This window comes from Novosphingobium terrae (assembly GCF_017163935.1).
Lineage (GTDB): Bacteria > Pseudomonadota > Alphaproteobacteria > Sphingomonadales > Sphingomonadaceae > Novosphingobium > Novosphingobium terrae.
In genome coordinates, this window is the sequence record NZ_JABVZR010000001.1 from 104,084 (window position 1) to 130,431 (window position 26,348).

Annotated in this window: 21 protein-coding genes; 10 read left to right on the forward strand and 11 right to left on the reverse strand. The window is 66.2% G+C overall.

Annotation, left to right across the window (positions count from 1 at the left end):
- Positions 1 to 130 precede the first annotated feature (130 nt).
- Complete coding sequence (locus HGK27_RS00505) at positions 131 to 2,551, reverse strand: S8 family peptidase (RefSeq protein WP_206237872.1); 2,421 nt, start codon at positions 2,549 to 2,551, stop codon at positions 131 to 133.
- Between the two features lie 265 nt (positions 2,552 to 2,816).
- On the opposite strand from HGK27_RS00505, the gene dapD reads away from it, so the two are divergent.
- A complete protein-coding gene (dapD, locus tag HGK27_RS00510; RefSeq protein ID WP_206237874.1) occupies positions 2,817 to 3,662 on the forward strand; it encodes a 2,3,4,5-tetrahydropyridine-2,6-dicarboxylate N-succinyltransferase in 846 nt (281 codons plus the stop codon).
- A gap of 5 nt (positions 3,663 to 3,667) precedes the next feature.
- Positions 3,668 to 4,474 (forward strand): glutaminyl-peptide cyclotransferase, encoded by an 807-nt coding sequence (locus HGK27_RS00515; RefSeq protein WP_206237876.1) that lies wholly within the window; start codon positions 3,668 to 3,670, stop codon positions 4,472 to 4,474.
- A 256-nt stretch (positions 4,475 to 4,730) separates the two neighbouring features.
- Here the strand turns inward: HGK27_RS00515 and HGK27_RS00520 are convergent, their stop codons facing one another.
- The 6 genes from HGK27_RS00520 to HGK27_RS00545 form a co-directional block, all read right to left on the reverse strand.
- Complete coding sequence (locus HGK27_RS00520; protein ID WP_206237878.1) at positions 4,731 to 6,035, reverse strand: dipeptidase; 1,305 nt, start codon at positions 6,033 to 6,035, stop codon at positions 4,731 to 4,733.
- Positions 6,036 to 6,127: 92 nt separating this feature from the next.
- The gene (locus HGK27_RS00525) at positions 6,128 to 7,282 is read right to left on the reverse strand and encodes a glycosyltransferase (protein ID WP_206237880.1); all 1,155 of its coding nucleotides are present in this window, start codon (positions 7,280 to 7,282) and stop codon (positions 6,128 to 6,130) included.
- 105 nt (positions 7,283 to 7,387) lie between these two features.
- Entirely contained in the window at positions 7,388 to 7,972 is a 585-nt protein-coding gene (locus HGK27_RS00530) for a DUF2141 domain-containing protein (protein WP_206237882.1), read from the reverse strand.
- Complete coding sequence (locus HGK27_RS00535) at positions 7,969 to 8,922, reverse strand: hypothetical protein (RefSeq protein WP_241126735.1); 954 nt, start codon at positions 8,920 to 8,922, stop codon at positions 7,969 to 7,971. The genes HGK27_RS00530 and HGK27_RS00535 overlap by 4 nt, the downstream gene beginning before the upstream one ends.
- A 178-nt stretch (positions 8,923 to 9,100) precedes the next feature.
- Positions 9,101 to 9,862, reverse strand: coding sequence for a DUF2334 domain-containing protein (locus HGK27_RS00540; protein WP_206237884.1), 762 nt, complete (start codon positions 9,860 to 9,862; stop codon positions 9,101 to 9,103).
- A complete protein-coding gene (locus HGK27_RS00545) occupies positions 9,859 to 12,480 on the reverse strand; it encodes an MMPL family transporter (protein WP_206237886.1) in 2,622 nt (873 codons plus the stop codon). Before HGK27_RS00545 ends, HGK27_RS00540 begins: the two co-directional genes overlap by 4 nt.
- A gap of 195 nt (positions 12,481 to 12,675) precedes the next feature.
- Here HGK27_RS00545 and HGK27_RS00550 point away from each other — a divergent pair, with 195 nt between their 5' ends.
- A complete protein-coding gene (locus HGK27_RS00550; RefSeq protein WP_206237888.1) occupies positions 12,676 to 13,692 on the forward strand; it encodes a lysylphosphatidylglycerol synthase domain-containing protein in 1,017 nt (338 codons plus the stop codon).
- A 110-nt stretch (positions 13,693 to 13,802) separates the two neighbouring features.
- Here the strand turns inward: HGK27_RS00550 and HGK27_RS00555 are convergent, their stop codons facing one another.
- The 4 genes from HGK27_RS00555 to hpnI are packed head-to-tail and all read right to left on the reverse strand — an operon-like array spanning position 13,803 to position 18,517.
- The gene (locus HGK27_RS00555; protein WP_206237890.1) at positions 13,803 to 14,900 is read right to left on the reverse strand and encodes an MlaA family lipoprotein; all 1,098 of its coding nucleotides are present in this window, start codon (positions 14,898 to 14,900) and stop codon (positions 13,803 to 13,805) included.
- Positions 14,897 to 15,889, reverse strand: a complete 993-nt coding sequence (hpnK, locus tag HGK27_RS00560; RefSeq protein WP_206242632.1) for a hopanoid biosynthesis-associated protein HpnK — start codon at positions 15,887 to 15,889, stop codon at positions 14,897 to 14,899. The genes HGK27_RS00555 and hpnK overlap by 4 nt, the downstream gene beginning before the upstream one ends.
- Complete coding sequence (hpnJ, locus tag HGK27_RS00565) at positions 15,886 to 17,331, reverse strand: hopanoid biosynthesis associated radical SAM protein HpnJ (protein WP_206237892.1); 1,446 nt, start codon at positions 17,329 to 17,331, stop codon at positions 15,886 to 15,888. The genes hpnK and hpnJ overlap by 4 nt, the downstream gene beginning before the upstream one ends.
- A gap of 7 nt (positions 17,332 to 17,338) precedes the next feature.
- Positions 17,339 to 18,517, reverse strand: coding sequence for a bacteriohopanetetrol glucosamine biosynthesis glycosyltransferase HpnI (gene hpnI / locus HGK27_RS00570; protein WP_206237894.1), 1,179 nt, complete (start codon positions 18,515 to 18,517; stop codon positions 17,339 to 17,341).
- 118 nt (positions 18,518 to 18,635) lie between these two features.
- On the opposite strand from hpnI, the gene hpnA reads away from it, so the two are divergent.
- The 7 genes from hpnA to HGK27_RS00605 are packed head-to-tail and all read left to right on the forward strand — an operon-like array spanning position 18,636 to position 26,345.
- Positions 18,636 to 19,652: a hopanoid-associated sugar epimerase gene (hpnA, locus tag HGK27_RS00575; RefSeq protein ID WP_241126740.1), complete on the forward strand. Its 1,017-nt coding sequence runs from the start codon at positions 18,636 to 18,638 to the stop codon at positions 19,650 to 19,652.
- Positions 19,649 to 20,758, forward strand: a complete 1,110-nt coding sequence (locus HGK27_RS00580) for a glycosyltransferase (protein ID WP_206237896.1) — start codon at positions 19,649 to 19,651, stop codon at positions 20,756 to 20,758. The genes hpnA and HGK27_RS00580 overlap by 4 nt, the downstream gene beginning before the upstream one ends.
- Positions 20,755 to 21,606 carry a squalene synthase HpnC gene (gene hpnC, locus HGK27_RS00585; RefSeq protein WP_206237898.1) on the forward strand — a complete coding sequence of 284 codons (852 nt, stop codon included), beginning with the start codon at positions 20,755 to 20,757 and terminating at the stop codon, positions 21,604 to 21,606. The genes HGK27_RS00580 and hpnC overlap by 4 nt, the downstream gene beginning before the upstream one ends.
- Positions 21,603 to 22,445, forward strand: coding sequence for a presqualene diphosphate synthase HpnD (hpnD, locus tag HGK27_RS00590; RefSeq protein ID WP_241126742.1), 843 nt, complete (start codon positions 21,603 to 21,605; stop codon positions 22,443 to 22,445). Before hpnC ends, hpnD begins: the two co-directional genes overlap by 4 nt.
- Complete coding sequence (gene hpnE / locus HGK27_RS00595; RefSeq protein ID WP_206237899.1) at positions 22,445 to 23,722, forward strand: hydroxysqualene dehydroxylase HpnE; 1,278 nt, start codon at positions 22,445 to 22,447, stop codon at positions 23,720 to 23,722. Before hpnD ends, hpnE begins: the two co-directional genes overlap by 1 nt.
- A gap of 2 nt (positions 23,723 to 23,724) precedes the next feature.
- Positions 23,725 to 25,680: a squalene--hopene cyclase gene (gene shc, locus HGK27_RS00600; protein ID WP_206242637.1), complete on the forward strand. Its 1,956-nt coding sequence runs from the start codon at positions 23,725 to 23,727 to the stop codon at positions 25,678 to 25,680.
- Positions 25,668 to 26,345 (forward strand): phosphorylase family protein, encoded by a 678-nt coding sequence (locus tag HGK27_RS00605; RefSeq protein WP_206237901.1) that lies wholly within the window; start codon positions 25,668 to 25,670, stop codon positions 26,343 to 26,345. Before shc ends, HGK27_RS00605 begins: the two co-directional genes overlap by 13 nt.
- Positions 26,346 to 26,348 lie beyond the last annotated feature (3 nt).

The window sequence follows — 26,348 nt, forward strand, 5'->3', positions numbered from 1 at the left end:
AATGACAGGTTGCGCTGGCGTTTTTAAAGCCTGCGGCGCCGCGACCTTGCTCTTTGGCCGAACCCGATGCGTGACGCAGACATTAAAGGGAGCGCGAGGGTTATGACCCTCGCATCTTCACTTTCCTCCCTTAAAACCCTTTTCTCCAAGACCACGCCATCCCGCTGTCATCAGGCAGACCGGCATAATTCCCCGGCTCCTTGCGCCAGAACACGCTGATCGTCCCGTCGCCACGGAACATCGGCGCATGCCACGCCAGCTCGGCGGCGATTTCGCGGCCCGTCGGCGCCAGATTCAGCCGATGCGTGGACCATACCGCTTCCTGCGTCGCGTAATCATAGCTGTCCGGCAGATAGAGGTTCACCCCGCCGCGCGCCACGCGCAGGGGCTGGCTGACGCGCAAGGACAGACTGTCGCCCCATGCCAGCGCGTTGATCATCCCGGCATCGATCGACCAGCCGTAGGAGGTCAGACGCGATCCATCGGTCACCAGCGTGCCGCCCCGCGCGCGGGTGAAGGCCTCGCGCCATGCCGCGCCCAGATACCAGCCGCCTTCGGGGCGCCAGCCCATGGAGCTGTCGAGGAACAGCGTTTCCGCGCCGCGTGCGCCGAAGGTGTCGGCAAGGCGCGCCCCGAGCAGCGTGTGGTCCTCGGTCATCCAGCTGGCGCCGAAGCTGGTCTCGAAAGTGCCGAAGCGGCGGTCCATGGAGAGGCCGACGCGGGTGGCGCTGTCGCGCTTTTGCAGCGCATCGGAAAGGGCGCCCTGATGCCATGGCGTGGAGAGTTGGGCGCGGCCGTTTTCGGCAAAGACGGTCATGCCCCAGCGGCCCAGCTGGTGGCGCACGGCCATGGCGCTCTGGCCGCCGCGCAGGAAGCCGGTGTCTTCGAGCGGGTTGGTGGCGATCAGGAAGGCGGGGCGGCTCTGGCCCTGCAGCTGGGCGGTCAGTCCGTCGGAGCCCTGCGCGAAGGCCATGGCCAGCGTGGCGCCGGGGGTCAGGTGCGCCACGACGCGCGCGGCCAGCACGCGGGCGGCATTGCTGTCGCCGGGGGTGAGCTGCATCTGGCGGGCAAAGCTGGAGAGGTTGGCGGAGAGGTGATGCTGTCCGTCCACCGTGAAGGCCAGCGAGAGGGCGTCTGTGCCCAAAGTGGTGGCGGTGCGGTTGGTGTCCAGAGCGCCCATCAGGCGGGGCTGGATCATCGCCTGACGCATCGAGGCGGCAAGGTTCACCTGAAAGGCGCGGTTGTAGCTGTCCAGCACCACGGCCTGCAGGCTGGCGCCATGCGCCGCGTCGCCCATGGCGGGGGAGGTGGCGATGGTGGTGTCGCCCAGCGCGATTTTCTGGCTGGAGGCGCCCATGGTGGTGGTGCCCTGCGCCGTGAACGCGCTGGCGATGTTGAGCACGCCCGCGCCATAGGTGGTGTCACCCGCGCCGGTGCCCTCACGCGTGGCGGTGTTGAGCAGCAGGGTGACGGCCTGTTTGGCGCTGAGATTGGGGAAATATTGCATCAGCAGCGCAACGGCGCCCGCGATCTGGGGCGCGGAGAAGCTGGTGCCCGAATAGACGGTGACATAGGTGGCGCCATTGGTGGTCGTCGTCTTGATCTGGCCATTGGCATATTCGCAGCAGATGCCCTCACCCAGCGCGGTGAGGTAGTTGGCGGCCTCGGTCCCGGCCTTGTCAGAGAAGCTGGAGATCACATTGCTGCTGTTCACCGATCCGGCGATGATCACATTGCCGTTGCCCGCCGCGCGCACGCCCGAGGCAAAGGCATCGGGGTTGGCGGTGCCGTCATTGCCCGCCGCCACGATCACCACGATGCCCGCGCTGGCGGCGCGGCTGATGGCGGTGGTGACGGCGCTGCTGGGGGTGCCGCCGCCCAGCGACAGGTTGATCACCTTGGCCCCGGCATTGATCGCGGCATTGACGCCCGAGGCGATGTCGGTGTCGCTGAAGGTGCAGCCGCCGCTGCTGGCGCAGCTGCCCGCGGTATCCGCACGGAAGGCCGCGACGGTGGCGCCATAGGCCATGCCCATGATGCCCGAATTGTTGCGCGCGGCGGCGGCCACCAGCGCCACCATCGTGCCGTGATCGCTGTCGGCATTGATCAGGCCGCGCGATCCGGCGACATCGGCGGAGGCTGAGGAAATGCGCCCGGTGAACTCCGGATTGGTGGTGTCCAGCCCGGAATCGACGATGCCGATCGTCACGCCCGCGCCCGTGGCGCCCATCGACCATGCCGTGATCGCGCCATGCTGCGAGGGGCCGGTCGAGCGGTTGTATTCCGCCGTCATGAAGGTGGAGGTGGGCGTGGTGGTGGGTGTCGCGGTGGGCGTCGGGCTGGCGCTGGTGGTGGGGGTTGGTGTGGGAGTGCTGCTGGGGGCAGGGGTGCTGCTCACTCCGCTGCCGCCGTCGCTGCCGCAGGCCGCCAGCAGGGCCAGTGCCGAAAGCGCGACCCCGCACAATGCGATACGCTGAACCATGGAGCCCGGCAGGGCGGCGTCGGTGGGATCGCGATGGCCTTCGCAGGTGCCCTCATCGATGATCTGCATGTCTGTTCTGTCCCCGGCGTGGCGGGCGGTCCCCTCTGCCCGGCCAAACGCGGTTCTTATGCCATGGTATGGTCGCCAAGTGGTGAAGGCACGGCTTTTCGCGCTCAGGGGGAATACGGTGCCGGGAGGAAAGGTGGCGAAGGTGTCGCGCTGGTTGCGCTCGGCCCCAAGTGGCGATAGGCGGGTTCGTGAAAAGGCGGTGCTCCGGGGGGAGGGCCGCCACGCTGTTCAGCCCATGCTGTTTAAACTTGCAGGAAGACAATCCATGACCACTGATGTCGCCGCCCTTGCCGCCACCATCGAAGCCGCCTGGGAAGCGCGCGACACCGTCACCCTCGCCAGTGCCGATGTGCGCGTGGCCGTCAACGACGCCTTTGCCCTGCTGGAATCGGGCGAGGCCCGCGTTGCCGAGAAGATCGACGGCGAATGGGTCGTCAATCAGTGGCTGAAGAAGGCCGTGCTGCTTTCCTTCCGCCTGAGCGACAACACCGTCATCGAGAACGGCATGGGCGGCGCCCCCGCTTTCGACAAGGTGCCGCTGAAGACCGAAGGCTGGGGTGACAACCAGTTCCGCGCCGCCGGTTTCCGCGCCGTGCCGGGTGCCGTGGCCCGCGTGGGCTGCCATATCGCCAAGGGCGTGGTGCTGATGCCCAGCTTCGTGAACCTGGGCGCCTTCGTCGATTCGGGCACGATGGTCGACACTTGGGCCACCGTTGGTTCGTGTGCCCAGATCGGCAAGAACGTGCATATCTCGGGCGGCGCCGGCATTGGCGGCGTGCTTGAGCCGCTGCAGGCCGGCCCTGTCATCATCGAGGATGGCGCTTTCATCGGCGCCCGCAGCGAAGTGGCCGAGGGCGTGATCGTGGGTGAGGGCGCCGTCCTCTCCATGGGCGTGTACCTTGGCGCCAGCACCAAGATCATCGACCGTGCTACCGGTGAAGTGCACATCGGCCGCGTGCCGCCTTACGCGGTGGTCGTCCCCGGCTCGCTGCCCGGCAAGCCGCTGCCCGATGGCACCCCCGGGCCTTCGCTCTACTGCGCCGTGATCGTCAAGACGGTCGATGCGCAGACCCGCGCCAAGACCGGCATCAACGAGCTGCTGCGCGACTGATGCCGATGCGCGGGTCTGTGAAGCAGGCGCTGCTGGGGCTGGCTCTCGGGCTGGCTCCGCTTGCGGCATGTCATGCGGCACAGCCCGCGCCCTCTTCCGCTGCGGCGGAGCTGCCGGTGGTGAAGCCCGAGGTGGTGCGCAAGCTGCCGCACGACCCCCACGCCTGGACCGAAGGCCTGTTCTTCGATGCCACCGGCCAGATGTATGAAAGCACCGGCGAGCTGGGCCGATCGACCCTGCGCCGCGTGAATGTCGAAACCGGCGAGGTGCTGGCCCGCGCCGATGTGCCCATGCCTTTGTATGGCGAGGGCAGCGCTCCGGTTGGCGACAAGATCTATTCGCTCAGCTGGCGTGATGGCATCGGCCTGATCTGGAACAAGGCCACGCTGAAGCCCGAGGGCCAGTTCTCCTATATGGGCGAAGGCTGGGCGCTGACCAAGCTGGGCAACGACCTGATCATGAGCGATGGCAGCAGCAATCTGCGCGTGATCGATCCCAATGGCTTCCGCCTGCTGCGCATGATCCATGTGACCGCGAACGGCAAGCCGGTGGACCAGCTTAACGAGGTCGAGCTGGTGGATGGCGAAATCTGGGCCAACATCTGGCTGACGGATCGCATCGCGCGGATCGATCCGGCTTCGGGCCATGTGAAGGGCTGGATCGATGTGTCCGACCTGCACAAGGAAGCAGGCACCACCGGGCCGGATCAGATTCCCAACGGGATCGCTTACGATGGGGTGCATCACAAGCTCTACGTCACGGGCAAGGAATGGCCCACGATGTTTGAGATTCGCGTTCCCGGAGTGAAGTAGGAAGGGATGGATGCGAGGGTGTTACACCCTCGCGCTCCCATTATTGTCTGCGTTGCGCTTCGGGTTCGGCCTTGCGCCCAGCTTGCCGCGCCGCAGGCTTTGAAACGAGAAAAGGCGCCCGGGCATGCCTGCCTGCGGCGCCTTTTCTGTGCCCGTGGAAAGGTTGCGCACCGATAGGATGCCGCCGACCTTTTTGTCGGGAGACGTTATGGGAGCGCGAGGGGGTAACCCCCTCGCATCTTCCCTTCCAACCTCCTTAAAACGACGTCGGACTTTCAATCGGCTTGTCGTCCTTATGCGCCAGAGCATAGGCTTCCGAAGCCTTCAGAACCCGCAGCGTGTTCAGGCTGGCGACCTTCTTCAGATCCTCCTTGGTGTACCCACGCTTGGCCAGTTCCAGAAGCAGCGCAGGGTAAGCCGACACGTCCGGCATGCCCTGCAGCCCGACCGAGCCGCCATCGAAATCGCCGCCCACGCCCACGTGGTCGATGCCGATGCGCTTCACGATATGGTCGATATGATCGGCCACCTGCTGGATCGTGGCCACAGGCTTGGGATTGGCTTTCTCCCACGCGTCCAGCGCGGCCTTGGCGAGGTCGGGGCGGTCGGGGTGGAGGGCTTTCTGCTCGGCCTGCTGCCCGGCGCGGGCGGCGCCCCACTTGTACAGCGCGTCGGAGACGTAGTTGGGGTAGAAGTTGCACATCACGACGCCGCCGTTCAGCTTCACCTTGTCCAGCACCTCGTCAGAGACGTTGCGGGGGTGGCCGCTGACGGCCTGAGAGCCGGAGTGGCTGAAGATGATCGGGGCCCTGGCCACCTCCAGCGCGTCCATCATGGTCTTCTGGCTGACGTGGCTGAGGTCGACGAGGATGCCGATGCGCTGCATCTCGCGCACCACATCCTTGCCGAAGGGGGTGAGGCCGTCATGCTGGGGGGCGTCGGTGGCGCTGTCGGCCCAGGCGGTGTCCTTGAAGTGGGTCAGCGTCATGTAGCGGGCGCCAAGGGCGTAGAATTGGCGCAGCACGCCCAGCGAGCCGCCGATGGAATGGCCGCCCTCCATGCCGATCAGCGAGGCGACCTTGCCGGCCTTCCACGCCTTTTCGACGTCGGCGCTGCTGGTCGCCAGCATCAGATCGTTGGGGTACTGGGCGATCAGGCGCTTGACCACGTCGATCTGCTCCATGGTGGCCTGCACGGCCTGTGGCTCGGGCAGGTTGGCCGAGACATAGACCGACCAGAATTGCGCGCCGATATGGCCCTGCTTCATGCGGGTGAGGTCGGTCTGCATGCCGGTGGGGGTGCCCGCCGGGAAGAAGGCGGCCATGCGCTTGTCGGGCAGGGGCTCGTTCACGGTGTTGTTGAAGTCGAAGCCCGCCAGCACGTCCTTGCGGCGGTCGCGCAGCTGTTCGGGCACGTCATTGTGGCCGTCCCAGACGGGGGCTTCCTTCAGCGCGGCGGCGACGGTTTGCTCGGGGCTGAGCGCCGGGGCAGCGAAAGCGGGCGCGGCCAGCGTGACAGTGGCGCAGACGCAGAGCAGGCGGGCAAGGTGACGCGGCTTCATGGGGGGCATTCGTCCTGTGTTGTTTGGCTGTAACAAAGGACGAGATGCGGCCCCATGCAAGGGGGTGAATGGCGATTACCTATGAGTTCTCTTCAGGCAGCGGCGTGGCGGCGCTGAATCAGCCCTTCATAATCGGCGAAAAGCGCCTCGAAATGACCCTGCGTGGTGGTGGGCAGGGGGAAGGGCCCGCGCGGCGGATTGTGCAGCAGCTTGAGCGTGGCCTGCGCCGCCGCCAGCGCCGATCCGGCCCGATAGGTCAGCCCCGCGCCGCCGCGCGCATGATCGGCGGCGCCGCCACGGTCGGGCACGATCACGGGCACGCCGCTGGCGCGCGCCTCGGCGGCGGCCATGCAGAAGGTTTCCGCCTCGCAGCCGTGGATCAGCGCGTCGGCGCTGGCGAGCAGAGTGGCGAATTTCTGGCGATCCTTCTCCACACCCAGCAGGCGGATATGGGGGTTGCCCTGAATCTGCTTCTCGATGCGCTTGCGGTGCCCGCCTTGCCCCACGATCACCAGACCCAGCGGCATGGACTGGCTGGCGGCAGCGACGGCATCGACGATCATCGGCCAGCGCTTCTCGGCCGAAAGGCGGCCCACGCCGATCAGCAGGCGGGCGCTTTCGGGCAGGGCGCAGGCGGCCAGCAGCTTGCGGCGCAGGGCGCAATCGCGCTTGGCGGGGCTGAACAGATTGGCCTCGATCCCCATGGGGTGAAGCACGGTGTTGGCCACGCCGCCCTTGGCGAGGCGGTCACGCAATTCGCCGCTGGCGCAGACCACGCGGTCATACTGGCGGCCCAGATCGCGCAGATGGTTCCAGAAACGCTCGAAGCGGCGGTCGATGGTCTCGCGGCTGAGCAGCGGCTGGAACCAGCGATAGGCATAGGCCGAGAGCGGGTCGGCATGCATCACCAGCGCGCGCGGCGTGTCGCTCTGCCAGCGGCCCACCATGGAGGCGCTGCGCCAGGGGCTGGAGACCTCGACCAGATCGGGCTGGAGGCGGTCCAGCTCGGCATGCAGCGCGGCCTCGTCGCCGAAATACCAATATTTGCGGTCGAGCGGGAAGCGGGGGCTGGGCAGGGTGATGAGGCGGGCGTTCGGGCCTTTCTCGATCACCTGATAGTCGTCGCCGGGGGCCAGGATGGTGATGTCATGCCCCAGCGCGGGACCGATCTTCAGCTTCTGCTCGACATAGGTTTTCACGCCGCCGCCATGGGGCGTGTAAAAGGCACAGACGTCAACGATGCGCATGGCTGTCCCCCGAAAGCTCGCACCCGATCCTGACGCGCGCCATAGCCGTTTTACAGGGCGAGCGTCCAGCATCATGCGCGAGGGAAGAGGCGGCGCGCTGCATCATCAATGCGCCGCGATGGGGCCGACGCTCATCAGGCCGTTGCGATAGTTCATGATCACCGTGGTGCGGGTCAGGCCGTTTCCGGCGTCCACCCGCGTCGCCGCCGCCTTGGGCTTGGACCAGCCCAGCTTCGGGTTGGCGGTGAAGCCGATGCCATCGACCGAGAGGCCGAACTTGCGGTTGCCGTCGCGGTCATGCAGCACCATCACCGAATAGGCGCCGGGGCCGGGGATGCGCGCGCAGATCACCACCGGGCCGTTCTGGGGCACCACCTCTTCCACGCGGCGGAAGGTCTTGCCGTAATAGATCAGCGCATTGTCGTCGCGCAGGAAGTCCTCGTCGTTGGAGGGATAGACCTCCAGCTTGAGGTTGCCCTTGCGGTCCTTCAGCCCGTCGATGGTGATGAGCAGGGCGGGGCCCTGCTCGCCGGGGCGGCAGCGTGCCTCGGCCTTGCCCAGATCGGGGGTGGAGGGGATGGGCACCTTCTCGCCCGCCTGGGCGGGAGCGGCCAGAATGCAGGCCAGTGCCCAGGCCAGACCCGTGGCAGCCGTCACTTCAGGCAGCTTGCGGAGGGGGTTGGCACTCATGCATCGGCTCCTTCTCTGGATGCGAAAAGGTCGAGGGTAGCAAAGATCGTGCCCACGACAATATGTGAGACGGGCAGCAGCATGGCCATCATCGCCATCAGATTCTGCACCTGCGTATCCCGGCCCAGGATGAAAACGGCCAGACCCGCGAAAATCACATCCTTGTTCGGCACCAGCGGCAGGCGCGAGACCAGCATGCGCAAGGTGGCCAGCACCAGCCACAGATCGATGCCGACCTCGGGCAGCACCACATGCCACAGCAGCGCGGACAGGCCGATAAAGCCGATGGTGCGCGCGAAATGGATGGCGGTGATGATCGCCAGCTCACGCCGGGGCAGGGAGAAGAGCTTTTGGCGGAACAGCAGGATGATGAAGGAGGTGAACAGCACCACGCCCAGCGAGAGGAACGTCGTGCGCCCCTCCATCCCGAAGGCGCCCGAGGAGATCAGCCGCCACGCGCCCGCCAGCATCACCAGCGTGACGATGTTGCCGGTCAGCGCCGACAGGATCGTCACATCCTTGATCGCGCCGAAGGGCGCGGCCACCATGTTGAGGCGTCCGCGTGCCCAGGCGTAGAACTGCACTTCGCCCAGATAGCCAAGCAGCAGCTCATTGGAGACCAGCTTGCGCAGCAGCGCGCCGAGCCCGGAGAAGGGAATGCGCCACAAATGGCGGTAGATCACCCATTCCGAGGCCGGTCCGACCATGTAATAGGCGACGAAGACCATCCAGAACAAAGGTTTGCGCGGGATGAGTTCAAGAATCTCATGGAACTGCAGATGGCGCACTTCCAGCGCCACGGCAGCCAGCATGGCGATCGACACCATCGCCGAGAACAGTTCGCCCAGCTTGGCAGCCGTGCTCTTGCGAGGCTTGGGCAGCGCCAGCTGGAGATCGGGGATCGGTTCGCCGGGGGCAAACACCGTGGTGGCCATTGCGTCAGAATCCATGGAGCCAGCACCATTGTCGGGCCGGCTCGAAGCAGAATGGGATGGCATGCCCTGACCTTTGGAGGGAGGCAGGGCGCCGCTGTCCTGATCACTCATACCAGGGCCTCCGAAGGGTTGCTGGCAAGGTCAGGCATTGAAAAGGCAATAGAAGAGCGAATCATAACCATGGCTGAACCGCTCATTGTCCGCTCGGGGCGGCGTGTGCGCCCTTGAGCAGATCGCCGTAGCGGGCAATGCGCCGTCCTTGCGCGAAAGCGGCATAGGTGGCGTGGATGGAGGAAATCAGCGCGGGCACGGTGACATCGCCGGGATGCACCGCCACACGCGCCTTGGGCAGGAAGCCCAGCGCGTTGCGCGCCAGTGATGCGAAAAACCGCGAGGAACGCTGACGCCCCACGCTGCGGCTGGCCCATGTGATCACGGGGCCGCGTGCGAGGATTTCGCCGGTGTCGGGGCGCCAGACCTTCATATGGTCCTCGGCCAGCTTGAAGCCGCTTTGCGCCAGCGCTTCCTGAGCGCCTGCGCCATAAAGCCATGCGGGCGCGATAAAACCGGCGCTTTCGCGGCCGATGATGTCCTCGATCAGCTTGCGGCCATCACCCATGCGGCGGGCGGCTTCATCGCGCGACAGGCCGAGGAACTCGCCCTCGCTGGCGGTCATATGTTTGGCCTTGATGGCGGCCATGCCGGTGTGCTCGGCAAGATCTTTGTGGAACCAGCCGTGGACGAACATTTCCACGCCCGCATCAGCCCAGCCACGCAGCTTGGCCTGAAACGTCTTGTTGGTAGCGAGAGGCGCCTCACCCCAATGATCGGGCACCACCAGCATCGCGAAATTGAGCGCGCCCAGATGGCTGCCCAGAATATCGCACAGCTGATCGACCGCAGCTTCACTGCGCGGGCCGACATCATGGATCGAGGCGAGAAGCAGCTTGCTCATTCAGCGCGCTTCGTCTGGCCCGCAGGCACGGGGCCCAGCAGCGCAGGCTCGAAAATCAGGGCGCAGACCAGCGTCCAGATCAGCGAGATCATCAGGATCAGTCCCATGCTGGCCGTGCCCGGGTGATGCGAAAACCATAGCGCTCCAAAAGCGCTGCCCGTCGCCAGCGCGCTGCAAACCACGGCACGGGCAAGGCTGGTCTGCAAGAGATCACCCACGCCACGGCGCCACGCCATCACGAAATAGATGTGAAACGCGACACCCACACCGAACAGCAGCGGAAATGCGATGATATTTGCAAAATTCAAGGGCTGGCCGATCAGAACGCAGGACCCCAGCGTGAGAAAGCCCGACAGAACCACCGGCGCCAGCGTAAAGGCGACCTCTCGCACAGAGCGCAGCACCAGCCACAACAGCAGGCTGACCAGCGCCAGAGCGATCACGCCCGCCTTCACGAAAGCGCCCGCCACAGTGCGCGCGGCCTCCTGCGTGGCCACCGGAAGCCCGGTGGCATGCGGCGCCTCGGCGCGGACGACCTGCGTGAAGCGGGCCAGCACGTCATTGTCGGTGCTGTTGCCGGCGGGGGTGACCTGAATCAGCGCCTGTCCATCCTTGGCCACCCAATCCTGGGCGATCTCGGGCGGCAGGCTGGCGCGGGTCACTTCGCTGGCCGTCAGCGAGGCGCGGATCGTGTCGAGCGTCACCGTCAGCGGTGGGATCAGCATGGCCTCCACCGCCGCGCGCTGAGCGGGGCTGGCGGCGGCCAGATGGTCGAAGCTGGTGGCCAGACCCGTGGCGGCCTGCCCCAGATCGCCGCCCTTTGCGGCCAGAAGGCGCAGCGAGGCGGCGGCCTTGGTTAGCGCAGCGCGGGTTTCCTCATCGCTATGCGCGGCGGGCATATCGAAAGGATTGACCGCGGCATCCAGCAGCAGCGAGGCGTTCTGGATATAGGGCAGCTTGGCGGCCTGATCCTCGGGCACGAAGCTGTCGACGGTGATGGCATGGGCCACCTCGGGGTGCTTCTCCAGCTTCGCCGCCAGAGCGTGGGCGGCGTCGGCATTGGGGGCGAGGATGGTGATGGTGTTGGGGGTGCGGTCCACATCCTTCATCAGCCCGGCCAGCTCATGCATGGCGGGCGCGTTGGGATCGCGCAGATGCAGCGGGTTGAAATCGAACACCACCCATTTGAGCAGCGCGATCGAGCCGATCATGGCGATCACAAAGGCCCAGAGGATCGCCTTGCGGCTGCGGTGCAACCATGCATCGAACGGCGCGGCGCCGGCCCAGCCCACGCGCGCGGCAGGCACAGCGGGGCGCATCAGGATCAGCAGCGCGGGCAGCAGCGTGATGTTGAGCGCAAAGGCCACGATCATGCCAAGGCCCGCGATCACGCCCAGCTCGGCAATGCCGGTGTAATCGGTGGGCAGGAAGGCGCCCAGCGCGAGGAAGATCGCGGCGGCGGCCAGCATCAGCGGCTCGCCAATGGCGGAGCCCACGCCTTTCAGCGCGCCCATCGGATCGGCGCCGCCATGGCGCTCGGCATTGAAGCGCACCGCCACCTGAATGCCGAAATCGACGCCCAGACCCACAAACAGCGGGATAAAGGCCACCGAAATCACATTGAGGCGATGCACCGCCAGCAGACCCAGCGCCAGCGTGATGATCAGGCCAGCCACGATGGTGACCATGATCGCCGCGACCATCCGTCCGCTGCGGGTGGCCAGCCACAGGCAGACCAGCATGGCCAGCGCCATGGCCGCGCCGATGACGCCGATGTTGTCCTGAATGGTGGCGAATTCCTCATCGGCCAGCGGCACTTCGCCGGTGATGCCCATACGCAGGCCATGCGCGGCATCCAGCCCCAAAACCTTCGACTGCGCCTTGATCGCATCGACCGCCACACCGCCCGGCTCCAGATCGCCGAAATGCAGCACGGGGTGAACCATCAGCAGGCGCCGCGTGGGCGGGGCCAGCGGCCCCTTGGCGTCGGAGAACAGGCGCTGCCATGAGAACCACGTCGCCTTGCCCGCCAGCTTGCCATCCACGGCGGAGGACAGCGCGCGCAGAGGCGTGGCCAGACGGGCGGCATCCTGCGTGCCATTGGCCGCGCCGCTGGCCATGGTGTCCATGGTGGTGGCGAGGCCATGCAGGCTGGGATCGCTCGCCAGACCGCCGAGCAGCGGCTGGGCATCGACCAGCTTGGCGGTGGCGTCCTTCACCTCATCCGGGCTGGCGAACAGCAGCCCGTTGGTGTCGAAGAAGGGCCCGCCATCGGGGCGTTCCACCGTGCCGATATGCGTCTTGTCGGCCTGCAGCGCCTGCATCAGGCGCTTGGCGCCATCCTCGGCCAGCTCGGGCGTCTGGCCGTCGATCACGACGATGATCGAGTCCTTCTGCTGCGGGAAGGCCGCCTCGACCGCCAGACCGTCCTGCCGCCACGGGGTTTTCGCGCTGATCAGCTCGCCCGTGTCGGTGGTCATGGTGAAGGTGAGCATGATGCTGGCGACAGCCGCCACCACCAGCACCGCCGCCAGCGCCACCATGCGCCAGGGCGCCCGCGCGGCGGCGAGCAGAATCGCCGTCAGGCGCGCGGGAAAGGCAGAGGTCGGCTCGTTCATCTTGAGGTCCTCTGGCGGAAAAGCGCGCGCGCGGCAATGCCCTCTTGGGCCGCATTCGGGGAGCCGTGTGCCAGGATGGACACACCGTAGATTCACTTGTTTGACCATGCGCCAGCGCTGCGAATTTTCGGAGATCGCGTGAGAACGGACAAAAACCGGTTCCCACTTTTTGCCATCACGCTCTAGAGGGGCGGCATGGATCAATCCCCTGTTCTGACCGCCAAGCCCGCAGCCTCCGCCAAACGCTGGGCCGCGCTGGCGGTGCCTTTGCTGATTCTGGCCGGTCTGGCGGCGGGGGTTCTGGCCAATCCTGCCTTACGCGAGCTGTTCGTCGATGCCATCCATCGCATCGACCCACGGGCGGTGGCGGTGACGCTGCCGGTGCAGTTCATCGCCATTCTGGTCTGCACCTGCGCTCAGCAGGCGCTGAAGGTGGGCATTCCCTTCCGCTCCAGCCTGATCGCGCGCTTGACCCGTGATGCCGGGCACAATCTGCTGATCTTCCCTCCGGGCCTTGGGGAGGCGATCGGCGCGCGCGTTGTGGTGCTGTTGGGCGGGCGCGGGCGCTCGGCCGTGGCGCTGCGGGTGCTGGATGTCGCCGCCGAGGTGATCGCGGAGATCCCCTATATGGCGCTGGCAGGCTGGGTGCTGTGGGGCTGGTGGCATCGCGGCGGCTCGAAACAGGGGCTGGCGATGGGGCAGGCACAGCATGGCGGCTCGGCAGGGCTGTGGGTGCTGGGCGCGATGGTGGCGCTGGTGCTGGCGTGGCGGCTGTGGCGGCGCAGCGCGCATCATGCAAGCTGGCGCAAGACGCGCATGGGCCGCCGTGCCGCTGCCGAGGTGCATCTGATGCGCCGTGAGTTGCAGCGTCAGCGCATGGGCTTGCCGCTGGCGATTGCGCTGCATGTGGTGGGCTGGGGCCTGTCGGGCGTGCAGGTGTGGCTGGCGGCCATGGTGATGGGCGTGCCGCTGCCGCTGTTCAACGCTCTGGCGATCGAGAGTGCGGCGACCTCCGCCCGCGTGATCCTGTTCTTCGTGCCCGGCGGCCTTGGCATGCAGGAAGCGGGCGCGGTGCTGGCAGGCCTTGCCGTGGGCATCGACCCGGCGACTGCGCTGGCGTTCAGCCTTGTGCTGCGCCTGCGCGACGTGTGCTTTGGCGCGGGTCTGCTGTTCTGGCCATGGCTGGAATACAAGCGCGGCAAAGCGGCCTGACCCGCTGCGAAGCAGCCATAAAAACACCGTCGCTGCCGCCGCGAGAAGGGCACCCTAAAAAAGGGATTGCAAAGGGCGATGGCCCTTTGCCCGCCGGAGGCCCTCTTTTCTTACTTGGCTGGAGCCGGCGCCGGTTGCGCGGGCGAAGGTTGAGCCGGTGCCTGCTGCGCCGCCGGATCGGCCAGAGGGTCATCAAAAGCAGCCACGGGCGCGGCCTGACCGTCCTTGGCTTTCAGCGCGGCGATCTCGGCCTCGCGGCTTTGCAGATAGGCTTCGCGCAGCGCCACATAGGGATCGACGGCGGAGGCTTTCAGCGCTTTCAGCTCGGCATCGGCCTCGGCGCGGCGGTCGAGGGCGCTCAGCGTCGCCAGCACCACGCCGAAGGTGGTCAGCGACAGGGTGGAGCTGAAGCTGCTGACCTTGCGCGGGCGCATGGCGGGGCCGACGGTGCGATCCTGCCTGCTGTAAACGCGGTTGACCAGCAGCGGCTGGGCGAAGGTGTCGCCGCCCGCGCCCATGATGTCGCGGAAGCTGCTGGGGCCGATAAAGGGCAGATAGAGATAGGGCCCCGAGGTCATGCCCAGCATGGCCAGCGAATTGGCGAAGCTGTTGGTGTGGCCCTGCATGTGGAAGGGCTTGCGCTTGGCGACATCGAACAAGCCGCCGATGCCCAGCGTGGAGTTGATGATGAAGCGGCCCAAGGTCGTCAGCGCGTGTTTCGGGCGCAGTTGGACCACATCGTTGAGGAAGGTGACCGGCGAATAGATGTTGGAGAGCGCATTGCGCACGCCTTCGCGCGCCGGGCGGGGCACCACCGCCTTGTAGACCATGGCGGGGGGGCGGAAGATAAAGCGGTCGATGGGCTGGTTGATGGCGTAGAACACGCGGTTCATGCCGATCAGCGGATCGCGCGCGGCATAGACCGGGCCGCAGACATGGCAGGTGTTCAAGGGGGCCGGATTGGCGGCCTCGGCCTTGACGGCGGCCACATCAGGTTGCGGCGCGGTGGCGGGTTCGGGGGTGGCTGTTTCGCCCGGCGTTGCAGGCGGCGTATCGGCTGCAGGGGCCGTGATCACCGGAGGCTCGATCACCTGAGTCAGGGCCGGGGCGTCCAAAGACGGTGCCAGCAAGCTCGTTGCGGGTGCAAGCATGCCTGTTGCGGGTGCAAGCACCATGCCCAGCCCTGCGATCGGCGCGGTGAAGATCATCGGGCGGCTTTCTGCGAAGAGCGGTGGTCGATCTGCGCTCCTTCGCCGAGCGATCCGGCTTGGGCAAGAGCCCTCATGGTACCGGTTGGTAAAAAATTGTCCTGAAACTGTGCGAAGGGGCCGATCCTAGCCCTGCTGGCGCTGACGGCGGCGATCGTGGCGGGGGCCACCAGCGCCGCCAGCTCGTCGCGATAGCGATAGCCTGCCGCGCTGCCGGGCCAGACATCCTGCGTGGCGGGATGGGTGTAAAGCTCGGTCAGGCCTTCGGGCAGGGCGGCCAGCGCGGCTTCCATGGCTTGGGGCGTGAAGGCGCCGGTCTGGGCCAGACCCATGACCTGATCGTTCACCATAATACCGCGTGCCTTCAGACGGCGCCCCAGCAATCCGGCCCACCAGCGCATGGCAGCAGGGCCGAAACCGGAGGAACCATGCTCCACCGGCACGCGCATGGCTGGGATGCCCCCCGGAATGCCGCTTGCCTTGCCCGCATCGAGAATCGCCGAGGTGATCATCGGATGCATATGGAAATGCTTGTGCGCATTCACATGGTCGAGCTTCAGCCCGGTGGCGGCGAAGGCGGCGAATTGCGCCTTCACCTCGGCGCGCATCTGGGCGCGGGCGGCGGGGTTGAAGGCGATGGCGAAGGCGGTCTTCACCATATCGGGCTGGAACCAGCCATCGGGGCCGACCAGCGCGGGAATCTGCTCTGGCGGCAGGATGGGCTGGCCATCGACCAGCACCACATGCAGCCCCACACCGAGGTTGGGCAGACGGCGGGCGCGCTCCACCGCGTCGGCGGCGCCCTCACCGGCCACCATCAGGCTGGCGGCGGTGAGGATGCCATCGACATGGGCGCGTTCCACCGCTTCGTTCACCGCAATGGCGGCGCCGAAATCGTCAGCGGTGACAACAAGGCGCTTGCGCGACAGGCCCCCCCCGTCGTTACCCGCCGCCCTTTGCTCGCGTGGTGCCCCCTGGCTGGTGCTCAGGCTGCTTCCTTTCTGCGGCGGAGGAAGTCGAAGAACTCCACGCCTTCGCGCAGGCGGCGCTTCATCATATCCCAGTCGCGCACCATCTCGCCCACGATCTGAGCGATCTTGCGGGGACGGAAGTAGTAGCGCTTGTAGAACTCTTCCACCTTGTCGAAGATGACGGCGGAGGAGAGATGCGGGTAGGACAGCTGGGCGATCTGGTTGCCGCCATCGGTCAGCAGATGGTCGCTGCCGTCGAACCAGTTGTTCTCGACCGCCTGCTTGTAGAGGAACGTGCCCGGATAGGGCGCGGCCAGCGAGACCTGAATGGTGTAGGGGTTCAGCTCGATGGCGTATTTGATCGTTTCCTCGATCGTCTCCAGCGTCTCGCCGGGCAGACCCAGGATGAAGGTGCCGTGGATGGTCAGCCCCAGGCTGTGCGCATCCTTGGTGAACTGACGCGCCACATCGACGCGCAGGCCCTTCTTGATGTTGTGCAGGATCTTCTGGTTGCCGCTTTCGTAGCCGACCAGCAGCACGCGGCAGCCGCCCGCCTTCATTTCCTTGAGCACATCGTAAGGCACGTTGGCCTTGGCGTTGCAGCCCCAGGTGATGTCGAAGCCCTTGGTGCCGAAGCCCAGCTTGCGCAGCTCGCGCGACAGCGCCACGACATGCTCATGCGCGTCGGCCAGCGTGTCGTCGTCGAAGAAGATTTCCTTCACCTCGGGCATGTTCTCGAGGATGTACTTCACCTCCTCGATCACCTTGGGCACGCTGCGATAGCGGTAATTGTGCCCGCCGATGGTCTGCGGCCACAGGCAGAAGGTGCAGCGGCTCTTGCAGCCGCGGCCCGTGTAGAAGCTGACGTAAGGGTGGCGCTGATAGCCGCCGAAATACTTCACCGGGTTCAGGTCGCGCTTGTAGATCGGCGAGACCATGGGCAGATCGTCCATGTTCTCGACCATCTTGCGGTCCTTGTTGCGGATGATGCTGCCATCCTCGGCACGCCAGGTGATGCCGTCGATCTCCGCCAGCGGCAGGCCCTTGGCCAGATCGACGCAGGTGTAATCATACTCCTCGCGGCAGACCAGATCGACAGCGGCGCAAGCCTGCAGGCTCTTTTCGTCCTCGACCATCACCTTGGCGCCGACCATGGCGATCTGGATGTTCGGGTTGCGCTGCTTGATCAGCTCGGCGGTGCGGATGTCCTGGCCGAAGCTGGGCGTGGAGGTGTGCAGGATGACCAGATCGCGATCGTCGAACTCATGCGCGATATCGTCCCAGCTCTGGTCGTGAGCGGGGGCGTCGATCAGCTTGGAACCCTCGACCATGGCGGCGGGCTGGGCCAGCCAGGTGGGGTACCAGAAGCTCTTGACTTCGCGCTTCATCTGATAACGCGCGCCGGCACCGCCGTCATAGCCGTCAAAGGAGGGGGCCTGGAGGAAAAGGGTCCGCTTCATTTGTCTCTCATTGCTGTGGGGCGGGTCCGGCCTTTGCGCGGGGGTTGCGCTCAGGAGCATGCCGGATGCGTCCATTCTCGGTCATTGTAAGGCTTGCGCCGCGCCAATCAATCTTTCGAGCGATCAGGCTGACGCAAAAGATGGCGAAGCCTAGCACATCGCCCGCCGCGATGCACCATAGGGGTGCCGCCTTTCTGCGCGCTGTACGACGAATGGCGAAGGCAACGGCCAATCGTGTGGCGATGGCGCAACAGATGGCGATGGTGGCGGCAGCTGGCGCGAAGGGCAGGGCGAGCAGGGCCAGCGGCAGAGGCTGGGTGATGATAGAGCCGGCATGGCCGCCGGGGTTGAGGTCACGGATGGTCACGGCCCAGCGCAGGAAATGACGCCAGAGTTCGGCCAGACTGCCCTCATCCCCGGCGTGGTCCAGCAGGATCGGGGGCACGGCGATGGTCAGGCCCTGTGCTGTGACGGCGGCGCCCATGGCGTGATCGTCGGCCAGCACATCGGCGAAACTTTCGAAACCGCCGATGGCGTTGAGAGTCTCGCGTCGCAGGGCGATGGTCGACCCCATGCAGGGCTGGGCGAGGCCATGCGCCAGGGCGAAGATCATGTTGGGCGTCTGCTGGAAGGAGATCATCGCCGCGCCGATCTGGCTCCACGGCCCAGCGTCGCCGCGCCCGATATAGAGGCAGGTGGCCAGCCCCACGCCCGGCTGATCCAGCGCGGCGGTGACGGTGGAGAGGTAATCGCGCTCCACCACCATATCGCTGTCGGAGAGGATCAATATGTCGTGTTTGGCCAGCGGCATCATGGCGGCAAGATTGCCGATCTTGCCATTGGCGCCGGGCAGGCGAGGGCCGGGGTTCAGCGCGATATCGGCGTGGGGATGGGCGGTGATCAGCGCTTCGATGCCGGGGCGGGCCTTGTCCTCGGGCGTGTTGATGCCGCAGACCATCTGCACCGGTCCGGTATAATCCTGCGCCAGAAAGGTGGCCAGATTGGCGGTGAGATTCGGCTCGGCGCCATAGAGCGGCTTGAGCAGAGTCACCGGTTCGGCGCGCGTGGCTTGGGGCGCAGGCTTGGCGAAAAAGCGCCTCATCGCATGGACAAGCGCCAGCTGATACGCCGACCCCACCCCCGAAAGGGCGGCGAGCGCAACACCGATGGCCTGAATCCCGTGCATGGCGCGCCCATAAAGCATCGTGCGAAAAAGTGGGAACCGGTTTTTCGCGAAAACGATACGGCAACGACAAAATCTAGCTGCTTTGCATGCCGCATAAAAGCCTTTAGGAGGCCGCGCTGTGACTGCTCCAGACACCTCTATCACCCCCGGCATCACTGTGGTGACCGGCGTCGCCGGCTTTCTTGGCAGCGCTGTGGCGCGCGCTCTGGCGGCGCAGGGCCGCACTGTGCGTGGCGTGGTGCGCGGCTCGTCGCCGCGTGCCAATCTGGCGGATTTCCCCGGCGAGTTGGTCGAGGCCGATCTGCGCGACGAAGACGCCGTGGCCAAGGCGATGCAGGGCGCGGGCGCGCTGTTCCATGTGGCGGCGGACTATCGTCTCTGGGCGCGCGACCCCGAAGAGATCGTGCGCAACAACCTCACCATGACTCAGGCCGTGATGGGCGCGGCGCTGAAGGCGGGCGTGGGCCGGGTGGTCTACACCTCCAGCGTGGCGACGCTGCTGCCGCTCGATGGCGCGGTCTCGGATGAGAACCATCCTGCCACGCCAGAACAGGCCACCGGCGCCTACAAGCGCAGCAAGGTGGTGGCCGAAAGGCTGGTCGAGGAGATGGTGGCCAAACAGGGTCTGCCCGCCGTGATCGTCAACCCCTCCACGCCGATCGGCCCGCGCGATGTGCGCCCCACGCCGACCGGGCGCGTGGTGGTGGAGGCCGCCAACGGCAAGATGCCTGCCTATGTCGATACGGGGATGAACCTCGTCCATGTCGATGATGTGGCGCGCGGCCATCTGCTGGCCGAGGCCAAGGGGAAGATCGGCCGCCGCTATGTGCTGGGCGGCCAGGATGTGACTCTGGGGCAAATGCTGGCGGATATTGCGGCTCTGGCGGGGCGCAAGCCGCCCAAGGTGAAGCTGCCCATCGCGCCGCTCTTCCCGATTGCCGCCGTGGCCGAGCTGGGCGGGATGCTGACCGGCAAGGAGCCTTTCGTTACCCTCGATTCGCTGCGTATGGCGCGGCACCGCATGTTCTATTCCAGCGCGCGGGCGCAGGTGGAGCTGGGCTATCACGCCCGCCCCTATCTCGAAGCCTTGCGTGATGCCGTGGACTGGTTTCGCGATGCGGGCATGATTCGATGACCCTGCTTGGCATTCTGGTTGCACTGATCTGGATCGGCCTGACGTTAACAGGCTTCTGGACCTGCCGCGAGCGTGACACCAACGCCCCGCTGGCCCGGCCCGATGTCTGGCCCGAGGTGGTCGCCGTGGTGCCCGCGCGCGATGAGGCCGATGTAATCGCCCGCTCGATCGGCAGCCTTGCCGCTCAGGATTATCCCGGCCGCTTTCGTATCGTGCTGGTGGATGATAATTCCAGCGACGGCACTGGCGATATCGCCCGCGCTCTGGGCTCGGATCGGCTGACCGTCATCAGCGGCCAGCCTCTGGCTGCTGGCTGGACGGGGAAGCTGTGGGCGGTGCATCAGGGCATTGCCCAAGCGGGCACGCCGCAGTTCCTCTGGCTGACCGATGCCGATATCGAACACGCCCCCGATACGCTGCGCACGCTGGTGGGCATCGCGCTGGGCGGGCGGCGTCGGCTGGTGTCCTTTATGGCCAAGCTGCATTGTAACACTTGGGCCGAAAAGCTGCTGATCCCGGCGTTTATCTGGTTCTTTATGATGCTCTACCCCTTCAACTGGGTGAACCGACGCGGGCCTGTTGCGGGCGCGGCAGGCGGCTGCGTGCTGGTGGAGCGCTCGGCGCTGGAAGAGGCAGGCGGCATCGCCGCCATGCGCGGCGCTCTGATCGATGACTGCACGCTGGGCGGCCTGATCAAAAAGACCGGCCCGATCTGGTTGGGTCTGACCGACCGCAGCCGCTCGATCCGGCCTTATACCGGCTGGCGCGAGATCGGCATGATGATCGCCCGCAGCGCCTATGCGCAATTGCGCTACAATCCCGCGCTGCTGGTGGTGACGGTGCTGGGGTTGGCGCTGGTGTTTCTGGCGCCATGGGCCTTGGCTTTCACGCAGATCGGGGTCGCGGGTTGGGGCGGGGGCCTCGCCTGCGGGTTGATGCTGGCGCTTTACCTGCCGGTGCTGGCTTTCTATCGCCGCTCGTCGCTGTGGGTGGTGGCGCTGCCGCTGGTGGCGGTGTTCTATCTGGGCTGCACGCTCTATTCGGCGCAGGCCTATTACCGGGGCCGGGGGGGCATGTGGAAAGGGCGGGCGCAAGCCGCGAGATGACTGAAACAACCCTCAATGCCTCGGACCTTGCCAGCGGCAAGAACCACAAGACCGAGAACTTCCCCGTCGCCAGCTGGCTGGTGCGCCCCGATGCGCGCGCGCCGATCATGGCCTATTACCGCTTCGCCCGCGCCTCGGACGATGTGGCCGATGACGAAAGCACCAGTTCAGCCGAAAAGCTGCGCCTGCTCGCCCATATGCGCGCCGGGCTGGAGGGCAAAGGTTCTCCTGAGGCGATGGCACTGGGCGATGTCTGCCGGGAGCGCGGCATCGATCTCGCCCATGCCCACGATCTGCTCGATGCCTTTGTGCAGGATTGCCGCGTCAACCGTTACGAGGATTGGGAAGGGCTGATCGGCTATTGCCGCCTCTCGGCCATGCCGGTGGGCCGCTATGTGCTGGACGTACATGGCGAGGATCGCGCGACATGGGCGATGAACGATGCGCTCTGCGCCGCGCTGCAGGTGATCAATCACCTTCAGGATTGCGGCAAGGATTACAAGGGGATCGACCGGGTCTATATCCCCGTGCCGATGCTCAACGCGGTCGGGCTGGATGAAAGCGCGCTGGGGCGTGATCGTGCCGATCCCCGCCTGCTGGGCGTGATCCGCCTGTTGGCCGAAAAGACGCAAGGCCTGCTACGGCAGAGCGCCGGTTTCTCCCGCGTGATCCGCGACGCGCGCCTCTCCGCCGAAGTGGCGATCATTCAAACCCTGGCCGAGGATCTGACGCGGATGCTGCTCACCCGCGATCCGCTGGCCGACAAGGTGCATCACGGCAAGGGCAGGGCGGCGTGGCTGGCCCTCACCGCCGTGGCGCGCAACAGCATTTCAAGGATTACCGCATGACCACCGCCCCCCTCACCATGCAGGACCTGCAGGCCAAGGTTTCGGGCAGCAGCTTCTACGCGGGCATGCGCATCCTGCCGAAAACCGAGCGCGAGGCGATGTTCGCCATCTACGGCTTCTGCCGCATGGTCGACGATATCGCCGACGACCAGCAGACACCGCGCGACCAGCGCGGCGCGGCGCTGGATGAGTGGGTGCAGGGCATCCATGCGCTCTACCATGGCGGCGAACCGGGCGTGGCGGCGTTCCTTGCGCAGGCCGTGCGCGATTTCGATCTTCAGGAGGAGGATTTCCTCGCGGTGATCGATGGCATGCGCACCGATGTCGATCAGGATGTCCGCTGGCCCAGCTTTGCCGATTTCGATCTGTACTGTGATCGTGTGGCCAGCGCCGTCGGGCGCCTGTCGGTCAATGTCTTCGGCATGGAGCGCAAGGTGGGTGTCGAACTCTCCCACCATCTGGGCCGCGCGCTGCAATTCACCAACATCCTGCGCGATATTGACGAGGATGCCGGCATCGGCCGCGTCTATCTGCCCATCGAGGCGCTGACGGCAGCAGGCATCGTGCCGCTCACCCCCGAAACGCTGGTGACCGAGCCCAATCTGGACGCCGCCGCCCGCTGGCTGGCCCCCAAGGCGCAGGAGCATTTCACGCAGGCCGCGCGCATTCTGAAAAGTCGTCCCAAGGGCCATCTGATCGCCCCGCGCCTGATGGAAAGCGCCTATGCGCGCCTGCTCAAGCGCATGGTGGCGACGGGCTGGAATGCGCCGCGCCATCGCGTGAAAACCTCGAAACTGCGGCTGGTTCTGGCGCTGATCCGCTTCAGCGTGTGGGGCTGATGGTGGGCTTTGCGCGTGCGCATGTGGTCGGCGCAGGCCTTGCCGGGCTGAACGCCGCCGCCATGCTGGCCGAGGCCGGGCTGGCTGTGTCGCTCAGCGATTCGGCGGCGCGGGCAGGCGGGCGCTGCCGCAGCTATTTCGACCCCTCGCTGGGGCTGACCATCGACAATGGCAACCATCTGGTGCTGGCCAGCAACCCGGCGGTCAAAGCCTTCCGCGACCGTATCGGCGCGACGGAACCGCTGGCTGGCCCCAAGCATGCCGATTTCGCCTTCGCCGATCTGGGCACCGAGGAGCGCTGGCAGCTGCGCATCAACGATGGCGCGATCCCTTGGTGGGTCGCCGTGCCGAGCCGCCGCATCCCCGGCACCGGCATCGCTGACTATCTCCCGCTCGGCAAACTGCTGCTGGGCAAGGGCGAACAGACCATCGGCGATCTGATCGCCACCAAAGGCCCGGTGTGGGACCGCATGCTGGCCCCGGTGCTGCTGGCGGTGCTGAACACCGATGTCGCCAGCTCCAGCGCGGTGCTGGCCGCCAATGTGCTGAAGGAAACCCTCGCAAAGGGCGGCCTCGCCAGCGCGCCGCGCATTGCCATGCCGACTTTGGGCGCGGCCTTTATCGATCCTGCTGTCGAATGGCTGGGCGGCAAGGGCTGTGATCTGGCCACCGGGCGCCGCCTCAAAGCCATCAAGACCGAAGCGAATCGTGTCTCCGCTCTGATCTGGAACGATGGTGAGGAAGCCGTCGCTCCCGATGCTGCCGTGGTGCTGGCCGTGCCCGCATGGGTGGCGGGCGATCTGGTGCCGGGCCTCACCGTGCCCGACGACCATCGCGCCATCGTCAACGCCCATTTCGCCATAGCCCCGCCCATGGGTGCGCCCGAGATGCTGGGGCTGATCAACGCCACCAGCGAATGGCTCTTCACCCATCCCGACCGCGTGTCGGTGACCATCTCCGCCGCCGACCGGCTGGTCGATACGCCGCGCGAAGAGCTGGCCCGCACCATCTGGGCCGAGGTGGCGCAGGCGCTGGGCCTGCCTGCAGACGCGCCCCTGCCGCCATGGCAGATCGTCAAGGAAAAGCGCGCCACTTTTGCTGCCACCCCGGCTCAGGAGCGGCTGCGGCCCGGCCAGCGCACTGCCTTCACCAACCTTTTTCTGGCCGGAGACTGGGTCGATACCGGCCTGCCCGCCACCATCGAGGGCGCCCTGCGCAGCGGCGATACGGCGGCACGTCTGGTCTTGGGGCAGCGACTGGTCTATGGGCGCGGGTGATGATGACCCCCCAACACGATACCAATGCCGACACGCTGACCCGCAACGCGCTGGATGAGGGCATCGCCCGCGGCGCCGACCGGCTGGGCCAAGAGCAGCAGGGCGACGGCCACTGGGTCTATGAGCTGGAAGCCGATTGCACGATCCCCAGCGAGTATATCCTGCTGCGTCACTACCTCGGCGAGCCCGACGATCTGGTGCTGGAAGCCAAGATCGGCACCTATCTGCGCCGCATCCAGAGCAGCGTGCATGACGGCTGGGCGCTGTACCATGATGGCGGCTTCGATATCTCCGCGACCATCAAGGCCTATTATGCGCTCAAGATGATCGGCGATGATGTGGACGCGCCGCATATGGTCCGCGCTCGCGCCGCCGTGTTGAAGGCGGGCGGGGCCGAGCGGGCCAATGTCTTCACCAAGATCCAGCTCGCGCTGTTCGGCGCGGGAAGCTGGCAGGTGGTGCCGACCATCCCGCCCGAGCTGATTCTGGCCCCCAAGTGGTTCCCGGTTCATCTGCTGAAAATGAGCTATTGGGCGCGCACCGTGGTGGTGCCGCTGCTGGTGCTCTGCGCCTTGCGCCCGCTGGCGAAGAACAAGCGCGGGATCAAGGTGGATGAGCTCTATTCGGGCAACCCTGCCGCGCTGACCTCTCAGGCCGCGCATGTGCATCGCGTCTGGAAGACCGGTTTCGAGGTGCTGGACTGGGGCCTCAAGCGTTTCGAGAATCTCTGGCCGAAAAAGATGCGCCGCCGCGCCATCGATCTGTGCGCCGCATGGGTGACGGAGCGCCTGAACGGCGAGGACGGGCTGGGCGCGATCTATCCGGCCATGGCCAACAGCGTGATGATGTATGATGTGCTGGGCTACGGCCCCGAGCATCCGCATCGCGCCATCGCCCGTCATTCGGTCGAAAAGCTGCTCGTCATCAAGGACGATGAGGCTTACTGCCAGCCCTGCGTCAGCCCGGTGTGGGATACGGCCTTGGCCGCCCATGCCATGCTGGAGGTGGGCACGCCCAAGGCGGTCGAGCAGGCCCATGCCGCGCTGGACTGGCTGGGCGAACGCCAGATCCTCGACACGGTCGGCGATTGGGCCGAGCAGCGCCCCGATGTCCGCCCCGGCGGCTGGGCCTTCCAATACGGCAACGACTATTACCCCGATCTCGACGACACCGCCGTGGTGGTGATGGCGATGGATCGCGCCGCCGGTGTGCGCGGCGGCAAGGATGCCGAGGCCATCGCGCGCGGCGCCGAATGGACGCTGGGCCTGCAAAGCCATGACGGCGGTTTCGGCGCGTTCGACGCCGATAATGACAAGTTCTACCTCAACAATCTGCCCTTTGCCGATCATGGCGCGCTGCTCGATCCGCCCACGGCGGATGTGTCGGCGCGTGTGGTTTCGATGCTGGCGCAGATGGGTGAGCTGGACAGCCCGCGCATGAAGGCTGCCCTGGCGTGGCTGGAGAAGGAGCAGGAGCCTGAGGGCTCTTGGTTCGGGCGCTGGGGTGTGAACTACATCTACGGCACATGGTCGGTGCTGTGCGCGCTGGGCCGGGCCGAGCTGGATGCCGCTCACCCGATGGTGGCCCGCGCGGTGAGCTGGCTGAAGCAGGTGCAGAATGAGGACGGCGGCTGGGGCGAAAGCTGCGATTCCTATGCGCTGGATCGCAAGGGGCATGAATTCGCCGCCTCGACCGCCTCGCAGACGGCATGGGCGCTGCTGGGGCTGATGGCGGTGGGTGAAACCCGCTCGCCGGCGGTGGCCAAGGGTGTCGAATGGCTGCTCGCCAATCAGGCCGAGGATGGTCTGTGGGGGCAGGAAGTCTACACCGGCGGCGGCTTCCCGCGCGTCTTTTATCTGCGTTATCATGGTTATCCGCGCTATTTCCCGCTCTGGGCGCTGGCGCGTTACCGCAATCTGTCGGACTCGAATTCGGAGCGCACCGCGTGGGGCATGTAAGTGAAAAGCCGGTGATCGCGGTGACCGGCACGCTGCGCGAAGGCGATCTGGTCAAGGGTCTGGGCGTGACGGTGCTGGCCGGGGGCTCTGACCCCGAACGCCTGCGCCGCGAACTGGCCGAGATGGCGCCCCATGCCGCGGGCATCATCAGTTTCGGCATGGCGGGCGCCATCGACCGGCATCTGAAGCTGGGTGACATGATCATCGGCACGCGGCTGATCGGCGGCTTTACCGGCGATTGCGACGCGGCATGGATTGCGGCGCTGAAAGTCATGGTGCCCAAGGCCAAGCTGGGCGCGATGCATGCCGATGGCCGCTTCTTCGCCGACCATCGCAGCAAGAGCGAGCGCGCTGGGCGCAGTGCGGCTCTGGCGGTGGATATGGAGAGCCATATTGCCGCTCAGGCCGCTGCCGATGCGGGCATTCCCTTTGCCATTCTGCGCAGCATTTCCGATCTGAGCGAGGTCAACCTGCCGCCTGCCATTGCCGTGGCGATGAAGCCCGATGGCGGGGTGAATTACGGTGCGGTGATCGGATCGATCCTGAAGCAGCCGGGGCAGTTGCCGCATCTGATGGGCACTGTCAGCGGATTTGCCAAAGCCTATGGACAGTTTGGCAAGGCTTTGAAAAAATCGGACGGGCGGTTGGGTTTCGATCGGCGGTAAGCA